Source organism: Planococcus sp. ANT_H30 (assembly GCF_008369335.1).
GTDB lineage: Bacteria > Bacillota > Bacilli > Bacillales_A > Planococcaceae > Planococcus > Planococcus kocurii.
Map to the genome: position 1 here is coordinate 227,796 of NZ_VOBJ01000001.1, position 13,194 is coordinate 240,989.

The window sequence follows — 13,194 nt, forward strand, 5'->3', positions numbered from 1 at the left end:
CTACTCCTCCGCCAATTCTTGCAATTTACGGATTGCCAGCTGAGCTGCCTGCTGTTCCGCTTCTTTTTTCGATCGACCATTACCGACGCCAAGTTCCTTATCCGCAAGAGATACACGAGTCACAAATACACGGCTATGCGCTGGTCCGATTTCATCAATAATTTCGTAATTCAATGCTCCGGTATTTTTTTGTTGAACCAATTCTTGTAATTGGCTCTTATAATCCATCACATGCGAAAAAGCACCGATTTCCACTTTTGGAAATAATACCGTTTCCAAAAATGCGACAACAGGATCTAATCCTTGGTCTAGGTAAAGAGCGCCAATATACGATTCGAAAACATCTGCCAATAAAGCTGGACGTGTTCTTCCACCTGTTAACTCTTCTCCTTTACCTAAAAGGATATATTTACCGAAATTTAGTTCATTGGCAAATAAAACCAGAGAAGGTTCACAAACGATTGCTGCACGCAACTTTGTCAACTCGCCTTCGCTCATTTGTGGGTATTTCGTATACAGGTAATGCGAAACGGATAATTCCAATACCGCATCCCCTAGAAATTCCAAACGTTCGTTGTCGGTAAATTGTTTTCTTCGATGCTCATTCACATAGGATGAATGGGTAAAAGCTTGATGCAATAAGGCAGGTTTATTAAATGAAACATTGAGTTCTTTTTGCAGTTGTTCAAATGACGCTTTGACACTTTCTTTTATGGTACTGGTCTTTTGGTGATTTACTTTTTTATTCATGGCCATTTTTATCTGCCTTCCTTTGTGTACTTCTTTCAATTTTACCTTTTTTTCAGCGATTGTGCAAAAGAGAATTGACGCACAATCGCTTAGTGTAACAGCAATTGTGCGTCAATGGTTTTAAGTATAATTTTCTGGTAGAACGTTTAGCACCCAGACTCTAGGGTCATAAGTCTCTCCAGCTATGCGGCAAAGTGCGCCGCTTCGCCGGAGCGTCTTATGCCCGTCGAGTCTACACGGGCGCTTTCGCTTTTCTTGGTTACGCTTGTTTTTTCTCGATATACGTTACTGCGTCGCCTACTGTGTTCATGTTTTCAGCGTCTTCGTCAGAAATCTCCATATCGAACTCATCTTCAAGTTCCATAACAAGTTCTACTACGTCCAATGAATCTGCACCTAGGTCACCTGTGAATGAAGCTTCAAGTTTCACTTCGTTCTCTTCTACACCTAGACGATCCACGATTACTTTCGTTACTCTATCTAATACTGTTGACAATGTCGTCACCTCCCCTCAAATCAGTATACAAAAAAATTACCTACATGACCATGCCGCCGTCAAGATGAAGCGTTTGGCCCGTCATATAGGATGCATCATCCGAAGCTAAGAATAGCGCAGCTTTTGCAACGTCTTCTGGTGCACCAAAACGGCCTAATGGAATTTGTCCCATCATCGCTTTTTGAACGTCTTCACTCAATTTTTCGGTCATATCGGTCGTGATAAAGCCAGGAGCGACAGCATTGGCTGTAATTCCACGACTTGCTAGTTCACGCGCTGTCGTTTTCGTCAAGCCAATGACACCCGCTTTTGCTGCAACATAATTTGCTTGTCCAGCGTTGCCCATCACGCCTACGATTGAGGCAATATTGACGATTCGGCCAGAGCGCTGTTTCATCATTTGGCGTGTTACTGCTTTTGTGCAAATAAATACGCCTTTTAAGTTAATATTGATGACATCGTCCCATTCGTCATCTTTCATACGCATCATCAAATTATCACGTGTGATACCCGCGTTATTCACTAAAATATCAACAGATCCAAACGTTTTCATCGTTTCATCGACCATCGCTTTAACTGATTCGGCATCTGAAACATTGGCTTTCACTGCAATTGCAGTACCACCATTAGCCTCAATATCCGCAACTACTGCTTCTGCTTTTTCTTGGCTACCGCTATAATTGACAACTACTTTTGCACCGTCTGCTGCAAATTTACGCGCTATTTCTGCTCCAATTCCACGAGATCCACCAGTAATAATGGCTGTTTTCCCTGCAAGTTTACTCATTTTGCCAACTCCTCTACCGCTTTTTCAAATGACGCTAAGTCATAAACTGGCAAAGTTTTAACTGAGCGATCAATTTTTTTCACTAATCCACTCAATACTTTCCCAGGGCCAATTTCGATAAATACGGTTACACCAAGATCAATCATTTCGCGCACCGATTGTTCCCAAAGAACTGGTGAATACAATTGACGAACAAGAAGATCTTGAATTTGTGTCGCATTTGTTTCCGCTTTTGCTGTGACGTTTGAAACGACTGGTACTTTCGCATCTAACAAGAAAGAAACGCTCAGTTCTTTCGCTAAATCTTGGGATGCCGAACGCATCAATTCCGAGTGGAACGGTCCGCTGACATCAAGTGGAATGGCACGCTTAGCTCCACGCTCTTTAGCGACGATACACGCTTGCTCAACTCCAGCTTTTGTACCCGAAATAACGATTTGTCCTGGGCAATTCAAGTTAGCAAGTTGCACAACACCTGTCGTGTCCGTCACTTCATTTGTTACTTTTTCAAGTTCTTCACTTTCCATACCAAGAATAGCAGCCATTGTCCCTTCTCCTGCTGGGAAAGCTGTATTCATAAACAATCCACGCTTATGTACAATGTTAACCGCTGTTGGAAATTCTAACACATTCGAAGTTACGAGCGCGCTATATTCGCCAAGGCTATGACCCGCTGTATAATCCGGTCTAATCCCTGCTCGAATCAATCGTTCTGTAATCATTGAACTAACTGTTAAAAGAGCTGGTTGCGCATGATAGGTTAACGTCAATTCTTCTTGTGGGCCTTCTAGCATCAACTTAGATAAATCTAAATCAAGTGTTTGGTTGGCACTTTCAAAGAAATTACGGCTCGTATCGTCTGTTAAAAAGCTTTCGCCCATTCCAACCATTTGCGACCCTTGGCCTGGATAGATAAATGCAATCTTAGTCTTCATGTAAAGTCTCCTTTTTCAGCGTACTGTAAATTGTTCCCGTTACATCAAATTCAACCATCGTACGTGTTTGGCGTATCGCATTGAATAAGGCATTAGCATTTGACGAACCATGCGCTTTTATAACGGGTGCTTTTAAACCGAATAATCCGGCGCCGCCATATTCGCTATAATCCAACATGCCTTTCAACCCTTTTAAATCATCTTTCACAAGAAAAGCCGCAACTTTTGTTTTAACTGAGCTCATAAAGACATCTTTCATCATCGCAAAAACATTCATTGCCGTTCCTTCGATGGTCTTCAACACCATATTGCCAGTAAAGCCGTCGGTCACCACAACATCAGCCACACCATTTAATAAATCACGTGACTCAACGTTGCCAATAAAATGGACTGGCGCTTCTTTTAATAATGGAAAAGCGGCTTTTGTTAAGTCATTGCCTTTTTTCTCTTCGGTTCCGATATTCAAAAGACCCACTGTTGGATTGTTAATGCCGCGAACTTTTTCAGCATAAATGCTGCCCATAATCGCATATTGCACAAGATGTTCCGGTTTAGCTTCTGCATTGGCACCCATATCAAGCATGACAAACCCTTTGCCATCAATAGTTGGCAAAGTTGGGGCTAATGCTGGACGATCCACCCCATCAATGCGGCCAACAACAAATAAACCTGCCGACATAAGAGCCCCTGTATTTCCTGCAGATACGCAAGCGTCGGCTTCGCCATCTTTTACAGCTTGTGCCATCCGAACCATCGAGGCATCTTTTTTTCGTTTAACCGATCGCACAGGATCATCTTCTGAAGTGATTACTTCTTCACAATGGACGATTGTTAACCGGTCATGTTCCGTCAAAAATTCTTGCATCTTTTCCTGATGACCAAATAATTGAATTTCAACATCTGTAAATTCTGCTAATGCTTTATAGACACCTGCAATAATTTCTTTTGGCGCATGATCTCCACCCATTGCATCTACTGCTATTTTCATTCTATGTCACCTTCACTTTGTTCTGTCATACGGTACATTTCAAAAGTGCCAATAAAAACCGTCTGCTGTTCTACCGATGAAACTACTTTAACAAACGCCCTGTTTTTTTCAGGGTGGCTGTCGATTACTTCTGCTTTTGCAACAATCCGTTGCCCGGCAGTTACCGGTCGCAAAAATTGCAGTTCCGACTTTACCGTTAATGCCAGTTCTTCGTTCATTACTGCCACGGCCAACGAATTGGCTTGTGCAAATAAATGATGACCTCTGGCAATCTGATTACGTTGAAAAACATGTTCTGGCTTTACATCAAAAATCGAAATCGCTCTTTTGTCTAGTTCAATGTCAATAATCTCACCAATCACTTCGTCGATTGGCAAAGATTTCACTTCATCTTCGAAGGTTTTCACGGCTACGTGTTTAATGCGTTCGCGCAGCTCTGGAATAGCAAGCTCCATTCGATCTAATCGAATGGTTTGCACACTAACGTCAAATGCTACCGACAATTCTTCATCGGTGACGAAAGGATTTTCTTTGATTGAGTCTTTTAACGCTTGTTGCCGTTGTTTTTTTGGTCTTTTCACTGTGTCACCGCCCGCTATTAGCACTTGGTACTAATATGAGTATATAAATAACAAAAAAAGAATGCAAGGAAAATAATGATTCCTGCATTCTCAATCTAACCCGCCACCTGTTAATATTCCTGACTGTTCTATCTGTTGACGTAAACAACGCATATCATCCGCTTGCCAAAATTCGTCGCTGCTGATTAGTTTTTCAGCATCTTTTCTAGCTGCTTCAAGCGCTCGGTAATCATGAATCAAATCGGCCATTTTAAATTCTGGAATCCCGCTTTGTTTACGGCCGAAAAAGTCACCCGGACCTCTTAACTGCAAATCTTTTTCTGCTAGCACAAAACCATCGTTGGTTTCAGTCATTGTCGTCATACGCTCTTTACCAATTTCTGTCTTCGGGTCTGCCAACAAGATGCAATAAGACTGTTCACTGCCACGTCCAACACGGCCTCGTAATTGGTGTAACTGAGACAAACCGAAACGTTCGGCGTCGTAAATAAGCATAAACGACGCGTTTGGTACATTAACGCCAACCTCTACAACCGTTGTCGACACTAATACAGCAATTTGTCCTTCTGAAAATTCGCGCATTGTCTGTTCTTTTTCATCTGAGTGCAAGCGCCCGTGCATCAATCCAACTGTAAAACGCTCATTGAAATACATCGATAACTGCTGAAACAAATCAACGGCATTTTGATAATCCAGTTTATCGGATTCCTCGATCAGTGGACAGATGACATAGGCTTGCCGTCCTGCAGCCAACTCTTTTTCCATCCGCCCGACAATTTTGCCGAACATCTCCTTTTTCATCCAATAGGTTTCAATTTCTTTACGACCAGCTGGCATTTCATCGATAACGGATACATCCATTTCTCCAAAAGCAGAAATCGCCAACGTTCGTGGAATTGGTGTAGCCGTCATAAATAGAACATCAGGATTATAGCCTTTATCCTTTAACACACGTCGCTGATCCACGCCAAACCGGTGCTGCTCATCGGTAATAACAAGACCGAGCTTGTGGAATCGTACTTCTGGCTGAATCAACGCATGCGTTCCAATTAACAGATCGATTTCCCCATTTGCTAACTGTTCCAAAATCAATTGTCGTTTCTTTCCTTTTACTGAGCCTGTTAAAAGAGCAATGTTCACTGAAAACGGACTGAACCACTGCACCAATGTGTTAGCATGTTGTTCCGCCAAAATTTCAGTAGGCGCCATTAACGCACCTTGTAGCCCTGCTGTATGAGCTGCATATAACGCAATTGCCGCTACTACTGTTTTACCTGACCCCACATCCCCCTGCAGGAGTCGATTCATACGGAACGGCTCTTTCATATCTTTGCAAATTTCATTGACCACTCGTTTTTGTGCAGCAGTCAAATTGAAAGGCAATGAGTCAATAAATCCCTTCAACCGTTCGAGATCGTAATCGATAAAAGAGCCGCCTTCTTCCTCACGATTTTTTTTACGAAGCGCTTGCATCTTTAATTGAAATACTAATAATTCTTCGTAAACAAAACGCCGACGCGCTTGTTTGACTTTTTCACCATCTGGAGGAAAATGAACCCATTCTAAAGCATCTTGTACCGGCGCTAATTGATAGGCATCAACAAACCTTTTTGGCAAACAATCTTCCATGTCTTCTTTTACTAAATCCAATGCTTGGCGCATCAGCTTGCGAAATGTTTTTTGGTGAATGCTGCCTTTTAAGCTGTAGACCGGTTCGAAATCCGCTCCATTTGTCCTCGGCCCAATCGTGTGACTTGATACCGTAATGACTTGACGCCCACGATCCCATTTACCCGTTAGTGTAATAATTTCTCCCAACTGCAATTTCGCTTTAACATAAGGCTGATTGAAAAATATAGCCTTTATCAGATGGCGCCCTACTAACACCCGGACTTGCGTTCGCGATTTATTTTTACCTAAAAAAAGGACGGAAGGTTCGCTTTCGACCCTTCCCTCCACTGTTACGCGTTCATTATGAGGTGTATCGGCCAGATCTTTTAATTGAAAATCCTCATGGCGATACGGAAATGTCATGATCAAGTCATGCAATGTCTCAATTTTCATTTCCTGTAAGGTTTCGGTTGCTTGCTTCCCTACTCCTTTTAATGTGGCGACTGACTCTTTACTGCCCACTTCCGACAACTGCTCCTCCAAAAATTTTGGATTCAAGCCATTTTCCAGTAGGCGTTGCGGCAAGTCCGCCTTTTGCGGTTTCTCTTAGCGCACTCGGCATCGATTGGCCGATTTCGAACATCGCACCAATAACTTCGTCACACGGAATACGGCTAGTCACACCAGCTAACGCCATGTCTGCCGCTACTACTGCATTGGCAGCTCCCATTGCATTACGTTTTACACAAGGCACTTCTACCAATCCCGCCACTGGATCGCAGACTAGACCGAGCATATTCTTCATCGTAATGGCAAATGCTTCTGAGCTTTGCTGAGGCGTACCACCAGCCATTTCAATAATAGCAGCTGATGCCATACCAGCGGCTGATCCGACTTCTGCTTGACAGCCACCTGCTGCACCTGAAATCGATGCATTATTGGCCACAACAAAGCCAAAAGCGCCTGCTGTAAATAAATAACGGATCATTTGCTCGCGTGTTGGATTTAATTTATTTTGCACAGCAAATAACGTACCTGGTACCACGCCAGCAGATCCCGCTGTTGGTGTCGCACAAATAGTGCCCATCGCTGCATTGACTTCGTTAGTCGCAACCGCTTTACTAACTGCGTCAAGCAGCAAATCTCCAGAAAGCGTATTGCCTTTTTCGCGATAAGCTTGCAACAATACAGCATCTCCACCCGTCAATCCTGAAACCGAGTGAACTCCTTTTAACCCTTTTTCTACAGCTTCTTCCATGACCGTCAAGTTACGATCCATTTGAATCATGATGTCTTCACGCGATCGATTGGTCATCAGTATTTCTTGTTCAATCATAATTTCAGAAATTAATTTCTGTTCTTTTTCAGCCCGTTCAACTAACTCTCTTACATTACGGAATAAAGCTTCCATTATCATAGCCTCCAATTTAATCGGCGATTCGTGTCACCTGCGTGATATTCGGAAGTTTTTTCAATTCATCCATCACTTCTTTATCAACATTTTGATCTACTTCGATGACCATCAATGCCATATGTCCTTTTTCTTTCCGAGAAACTTCCATGTGACCGATGTTAATATCGTATTTGTAGAGGCAATTCGCAACATTGGCGATACACCCTGAACGATCTTCATGGACAACTAAAATTGCCGGATGGTTCCCTGATAAACGAAGCGGGAAGCCATTTAACTCAGTGATTTCGATTTTTCCGCCACCAATTGAAATGCCCATCATCGACATTTCAGATTTTTCATCTCCAATGACGATGCGTGCTGTATTCGGATGATCAACATGACCCGTTTCAGGAATAAACTCATAGGTCATCCCTGCTTTTTGCGCTTCTTCAAACGACGTTTTAATGCGTTCATCAAAAGTATCATAGTCTAATAATCCACCGATGATGGCAACGTCTGTACTGTGCCCTTTATAAGTTTCTGCAAACGAACCGTAAAGGTGCACTTTTGCCCAATCCGGTTGTCTCCCGAACAAATCCCTCGCTACTCTTCCGATGCGGGCTGCTCCCGCAGTATGCGAAGAAGAAGGCCCAATCATGACTGGACCGATTATATCAAAAACAGATTTGAACTTCATGGCTCAAACCCCTCACTTTCAATTTACGTATACTGTTAGTGTACATGATTTCGACTTATTTAACAAAAATAAAAAGCGCATACATTCGTATGCGCCTTAGCCATTTGACTATATTGAAAAAACAAAAAGAAAAATTATTCTACAGCAAGTATGAAAGGATACAATGGCTGTTTACCATTATGAATTTCAACTTCAACCGCGCTATTTAAAGACTCAATAAATTCGCCCAATTTCTGAGCATCTGCCGCTGTCGCATCTTCTCCATAAAGAATTGTGACAATTTCCGCTTCGTTGTCTACTAGCTTTTTAGCCAACTCTTCAGTGACACGTTCTAGATTGCTATCAGAAACAATGATTTTCCCTTCGGAAATACCCATGAAATCATCTTTCTTAATGGCAATGCCATCAATCGATGTATCCCGAACAGCAAATGTGACAGAACCTGATTTCACATGTTTTGAAGCACTTGCCATTGCTAGTTGGTTGGTTTCTACGGTTGCTTCCGGGTTGAAAGCGAGTAATGCTGCCATTCCTTGAGGTACATCTTTAGTAGGCACTACAGCCGCTTCAATAGCTAAAAGTTCAGCCGCTTGTTCGGCTGCCATAATAATGTTTTTGTTATTCGGCAAAATCAAAACACGCTCTGCACCAATCGATTTGACAGCATTAACGATATCCTCTGTCGATGGATTCATGGTCTGCCCGCCTTCAATGACATACGAAGCTCCAATACTACGCAACAGTTCTGAAATTCCTTCACCCATGGCAACTGTTACAACCGCATAAGGATGTGTCGCTTGTTGTTTAGGTGCATTTTTTTGGAAGCCTTCGCCAACAATATCGATATGCTGTTGACGCATATTCTCGATTTTCATACTGATCAAGCTGCCGTAATCCTGACCATATGTAAGAACTTTTCCAGGTTCTTCCGAATGAATATGAATTTTCGCCACTTCCTCATCTGCGATGACCAATAGCGAATCCCCGTAACTACTCAAGTCAGAACGAAATAAAGCCTCATTAAATTCTTTTTTGCCTGTTTCGAACTTCACCATAAATTCTGTGCAGTAGCCAAACTCAATATCGGCGGTATCCATAAAGCCAGCAATGTTTTTATGGTGCTCTGCACTGACCAAATCGTTCATTGAATGATGTGCGTGTTTTTCAGGTAATTCTTCCCCTTTTAGCGAAGCAAGAAAGCCTTCGTAAACATATACAAGACCTTGTCCGCCGCTATCAACAACGCCGACTTCTTTTAATACGGGAAGTAAGTCAGGTGTCCGTTCCAAAGAAGCTTTTGCTTCGATCACTACAGCCTCGAACCAAACAATGAGGTCTTCTTCTGTTTTTGCTGCTTCCATGCCTTTAGCAGCCGCATCTTTTGCGACTGTCAAGATCGTTCCTTCAACTGGTTTCATAACCGCTTTATACGCTGTTTCAACACCGTGTTGAAGAGCTTCTGCAAACTTAAGCGCTGTCAATTCTGATTCTGAAGCAATGTATTTACCAAAACCTCTGAAAAGTTGCGAAAGAATAACACCCGAATTTCCACGTGCTCCCATCAATAAACCTTTAGATAAGGCACCTGCTGTCTTGCCAATATGCGCTTCTGCTTGAGCTGTTGTTTCTTTTGCTCCAGAAGTCATTGACAAATTCATATTGGTCCCCGTGTCTCCATCAGGAACAGGGAAAACATTTAATGCATCAACATAATCCGCATTTTGAAAAAGATGGTGAGATCCCATCTGTACCATTTCTGCGAACTTTACTCCATTTAATGACTTCATAACTGATTCTTCCTCCTCCTACGGGTTCGTTACACGAACTCCCTGGACAAAAATATTGACTGCTTTTACAGACATACCTAATGTTTTAGTAATGGTGTACTTCACTTTGGACTGAACTTGATAAGCTACTTCAGAAATTTTCGTTCCATAGCTAATGATGACATACATATCAATAACCAAATTTTCATCTTCTTGGCGCACAAGAACTCCTTTGGCAAAATTTTCTTTGCGGAGTATATCTGTCAAGCCATCGCGTATTTGGTGTTTCGTTGCCATGCCTACAATGCCATAGCATTCGATTGCTGCGCCGCCTGCTATTTGAGCAATTACATCATTGGAAATATCGATTTGACCATATTCATTCTTTAATTCAATCGACATTGAAATTCCTCCTTGAGTCCTATTTCACTCTTCCCATTCTACCTCAAACCTTTATAGATGAAAAGCCGCCGTTTAAGGTGTAAAGGTTTTTTTCTTTAAAGACCTTCAAATATAGTTGCAAACCCCATATTTCTGTGTTAAATTATTAAAGTATGTGAAACGAAAAACGAACTGAAATTCTATCATAATTTTCAGCTTCACTTGTGAGGAGGGACTTACATGCCTAAAGTATGTGCAGTTAGTGGACGTAAAGCTCGCGCGGGAAATGCCCGTTCGCACGCAATGAATTCGACAAAACGTACATGGGGAGCAAACCTTCAAAAAGTTCGTATCCTTGTAAACGGTAAACCGAAACGTGTATGGGTTTCTGCGAGAGCAATGAAATCAGGTAAAGTTGAGCGCGTATAATCGCTCATGGATAATGCCAGGCTGATCTAATCAGCCTGGCATTTTTTCGTTTTCTACCATAGGTAAAACACCTTTACACTAGCAGTAAAATAGACGGAGAAAAGGTATATTCTTTTCTCCGTCTATTTTATTTGAGAAACTGTATAAGTAGTTCTGTCGAAAGTTTACTCCATCCCTAAGCATCTGAACTTTCTATCATCAGACAATAACCGCTGTTGATTGTTACACTTCCAACATTAAAAAGTTCATTGCTGACGAAGCGTGTCGTTCCAAAAGAAATGTCTTCATCCGTTACAGGATATTTAAAACCCGTTAACGTCAAGCCTTTAACTTCCTCTGCAAACGGATAAAACGACACGTAACGGAAACGCTGATCTTTTTCAATGCGATGAGTCCCAGGACTTAAAAAACGGAGCCGGTTTTGATTGTTCAACAACACAAAGCGAGTTTTCGGAAATTGCTGTTGATACTTGAACAAAACGTGCAAAACGCTCATGTAATGATCGAGTCGGCCTCCTGTTACTCCCGAAATTATGACAAGATTTGGATGATAGCCCATTGCCGCCTCAAGTCCGAGTTCTGTATCAGACTGATCTTTTTCAGACGGAGAACGTGACAACTCAGGCAAAGCGATCCGTATTTGTTCGTACTCTTTAACGCTTACCGAGTCGAAATCACCGACAGCCGAAATGGGTTGAATTTTTTTGGCGAGCAATGTAAGTGTTCCTGAATCGACGCCTATATACAAAGCTTCTGGAAATAAAGAAAAATCCGGCAGTTCATCTGCCGGACCTCCTGCGATTAAAACGATGTTCAAGAAATCGCCTCTTCTCCTGCTTTCTTGATTGCTTGAAGAGCTTGTGTGCGGTCATTTTTGCTATAAATAGCGGAACCTGCCACAAAGACAGTTGCACCTGCTTGTGCACAAGGCACGATTGTTTCTTCATTGATGCCTCCATCAATTTCAATGTCGATGGATAAGCCTTTTTCTTTGATTATATCAGCCAATTGTTTAACTTTTGGCACTACCGAATGAATGAATTTTTGACCACCAAATCCAGGATTGACTGTCATAAACAACACGAGATCGATGTCTTCAAGAATGTGTTGAATGGTTTCAACCGGCGTATGTGGATTTAACACGACTCCCGGTTTAACACCAAACGAGCGAATCAACTGAATTGTCCGGTGCAAGTGAGGGCATGCTTCTACATGTACCGTAATATAGTCAGCTCCCGCTTTTGCAAATTCTTCAATATAAAGATCTGGATTTTCAATCATCAAATGAACATCCATTGGTAATTTAGTCAACGGCTTAATAGCATTTAAGACGACTGCTCCAAATGAAATGTTCGGCACAAAATGACCATCCATAACATCCACATGAATCCAATCTGCTCCTGCTTTTTCTACTTCTAACACTTCTTCTCCAAGTTTTGCGAAATCTGCTGCTAAAATAGACGGTGCAATTTTAATCATTTGAATACCTCGGCTTTCGACTCATAATTTCTTCTAAAAACTTCAAGTAATGCTTGTAGCGATATGCTGGAATTTCTTTCGCTTCAACTGCCGCTTTAATCGCACACTTCGGTTCATTCATGTGTAAGCATTCTCGGAACTTGCATGCGTTAGAACGTACCGCAAATTCAGGGAAGCACGCAGACAATTCTTCCCGCTCCATCGTTTCAAAGTCAAACGAACTAAAACCAGGCGTATCAGCTAGTAAACCATTATTAACGGCGATCAACTCCACGTGGCGCGTTGTATGTTTGCCTCGGTTTAACGCTTTGGAAATATCGTCCGTCTTTAATTCTAGCGACGGCAAAATCGTATTGAGCATCGTTGATTTTCCAACTCCAGATTGTCCTGCTAACACACTAATTTTGCCTTCAAGAACCGGCATCAACCGGTCTTTTAAATGCGGATCGTCTATGAACGTCGGAATCACTTCATAACCGATTTTTTCGTAATCTTCAATATAAGATTGGATTTTTGCGTGTTCTTCTGGCTTTAACAAATCCATTTTCGTTAAACAAATAATGGGTTGAATCGAATGTGATTCAATAGCGGTTAAAAAGCGATCTAACAGTAATGGATGAAAATCAGGTTGTTTTGCTGAAAATACCAAGATTGCTTGGTCAACATTGGTAATTGGTGGACGTACCAATTCATTTTTCCGTTCATGGACATGTAAAATTGTGCCTTCCAACTCATTATCTGCTTTATAGTCGACGTAATCTCCAACTAAAGGTGTTATTTGGCGATTGCGAAAAACTCCTCGTCCACGGCATTGAGTGTAACGTTCACCATCCTCGTCTAATACATAATAAAATCCGCTTAATGCTTTTCTGATTTGACCTTTCGGCATTGTTTCACTCCT

At 41.9% G+C, this 13,194-nt stretch carries 15 protein-coding genes; 1 reads left to right on the forward strand and 14 read right to left on the reverse strand.

Going from position 1 to position 13,194, the window contains the following annotated elements:
- From rnc to FQ085_RS01205, 11 genes are all read right to left on the reverse strand, one after another.
- The gene (gene rnc / locus FQ085_RS01155; RefSeq protein WP_058384924.1) at positions 1 to 756 is read right to left on the reverse strand and encodes a ribonuclease III; all 756 of its coding nucleotides are present in this window, start codon (positions 754 to 756) and stop codon (positions 1 to 3) included.
- A gap of 253 nt (positions 757 to 1,009) precedes the next feature.
- Positions 1,010 to 1,246 carry an acyl carrier protein gene (locus tag FQ085_RS01160; RefSeq protein ID WP_058384923.1) on the reverse strand — a complete coding sequence of 79 codons (237 nt, stop codon included), beginning with the start codon at positions 1,244 to 1,246 and terminating at the stop codon, positions 1,010 to 1,012.
- A 40-nt stretch (positions 1,247 to 1,286) separates the two neighbouring features.
- Complete coding sequence (fabG, locus tag FQ085_RS01165; protein ID WP_058384922.1) at positions 1,287 to 2,033, reverse strand: 3-oxoacyl-[acyl-carrier-protein] reductase; 747 nt, start codon at positions 2,031 to 2,033, stop codon at positions 1,287 to 1,289.
- Positions 2,030 to 2,968, reverse strand: a complete 939-nt coding sequence (fabD, locus tag FQ085_RS01170) for an ACP S-malonyltransferase (protein WP_058384921.1) — start codon at positions 2,966 to 2,968, stop codon at positions 2,030 to 2,032. Before fabD ends, fabG begins: the two co-directional genes overlap by 4 nt.
- Entirely contained in the window at positions 2,958 to 3,956 is a 999-nt protein-coding gene (gene plsX, locus FQ085_RS01175; protein WP_149455739.1) for a phosphate acyltransferase PlsX, read from the reverse strand. Before plsX ends, fabD begins: the two co-directional genes overlap by 11 nt.
- Positions 3,953 to 4,537: a transcription factor FapR gene (fapR, locus tag FQ085_RS01180; protein ID WP_058384919.1), complete on the reverse strand. Its 585-nt coding sequence runs from the start codon at positions 4,535 to 4,537 to the stop codon at positions 3,953 to 3,955. The genes plsX and fapR overlap by 4 nt, the downstream gene beginning before the upstream one ends.
- A 90-nt stretch (positions 4,538 to 4,627) precedes the next feature.
- Positions 4,628 to 6,670, reverse strand: coding sequence for an ATP-dependent DNA helicase RecG (gene recG, locus FQ085_RS01185; RefSeq protein WP_149455740.1), 2,043 nt, complete (start codon positions 6,668 to 6,670; stop codon positions 4,628 to 4,630).
- Complete coding sequence (gene sdaAA, locus FQ085_RS01190) at positions 6,660 to 7,559, reverse strand: L-serine ammonia-lyase, iron-sulfur-dependent, subunit alpha (RefSeq protein ID WP_058384918.1); 900 nt, start codon at positions 7,557 to 7,559, stop codon at positions 6,660 to 6,662. Before sdaAA ends, recG begins: the two co-directional genes overlap by 11 nt.
- A gap of 16 nt (positions 7,560 to 7,575) precedes the next feature.
- Positions 7,576 to 8,238: an L-serine ammonia-lyase, iron-sulfur-dependent subunit beta gene (sdaAB, locus tag FQ085_RS01195; RefSeq protein ID WP_058384917.1), complete on the reverse strand. Its 663-nt coding sequence runs from the start codon at positions 8,236 to 8,238 to the stop codon at positions 7,576 to 7,578.
- Positions 8,239 to 8,372: 134 nt separating this feature from the next.
- Complete coding sequence (locus tag FQ085_RS01200) at positions 8,373 to 10,025, reverse strand: DAK2 domain-containing protein (RefSeq protein WP_149455741.1); 1,653 nt, start codon at positions 10,023 to 10,025, stop codon at positions 8,373 to 8,375.
- Positions 10,026 to 10,043: 18 nt separating this feature from the next.
- Entirely contained in the window at positions 10,044 to 10,406 is a 363-nt protein-coding gene (locus FQ085_RS01205; RefSeq protein WP_058384915.1) for an Asp23/Gls24 family envelope stress response protein, read from the reverse strand.
- A 219-nt stretch (positions 10,407 to 10,625) separates the two neighbouring features.
- On the opposite strand from FQ085_RS01205, the gene rpmB reads away from it, so the two are divergent.
- Positions 10,626 to 10,814: a 50S ribosomal protein L28 gene (gene rpmB / locus FQ085_RS01210; RefSeq protein ID WP_058384914.1), complete on the forward strand. Its 189-nt coding sequence runs from the start codon at positions 10,626 to 10,628 to the stop codon at positions 10,812 to 10,814.
- A gap of 175 nt (positions 10,815 to 10,989) precedes the next feature.
- Here rpmB and FQ085_RS01215 read toward each other — a convergent pair whose 3' ends face one another.
- Genes FQ085_RS01215 through rsgA form a run of 3 tightly spaced genes read right to left on the reverse strand, consistent with a single transcriptional unit; the run spans position 10,990 to position 13,182 of the window.
- Positions 10,990 to 11,631: a thiamine diphosphokinase gene (locus FQ085_RS01215; RefSeq protein ID WP_071153639.1), complete on the reverse strand. Its 642-nt coding sequence runs from the start codon at positions 11,629 to 11,631 to the stop codon at positions 10,990 to 10,992.
- A complete protein-coding gene (gene rpe, locus FQ085_RS01220) occupies positions 11,628 to 12,293 on the reverse strand; it encodes a ribulose-phosphate 3-epimerase (protein WP_071153638.1) in 666 nt (221 codons plus the stop codon). The genes FQ085_RS01215 and rpe overlap by 4 nt, the downstream gene beginning before the upstream one ends.
- On the reverse strand, positions 12,286 to 13,182 hold the full coding sequence (rsgA, locus tag FQ085_RS01225) for a ribosome small subunit-dependent GTPase A (protein ID WP_058384911.1): 897 nt from the start codon (positions 13,180 to 13,182) through the stop codon (positions 12,286 to 12,288). The genes rpe and rsgA overlap by 8 nt, the downstream gene beginning before the upstream one ends.
- Between the last annotated feature and the right edge of the window lie 12 nt (positions 13,183 to 13,194).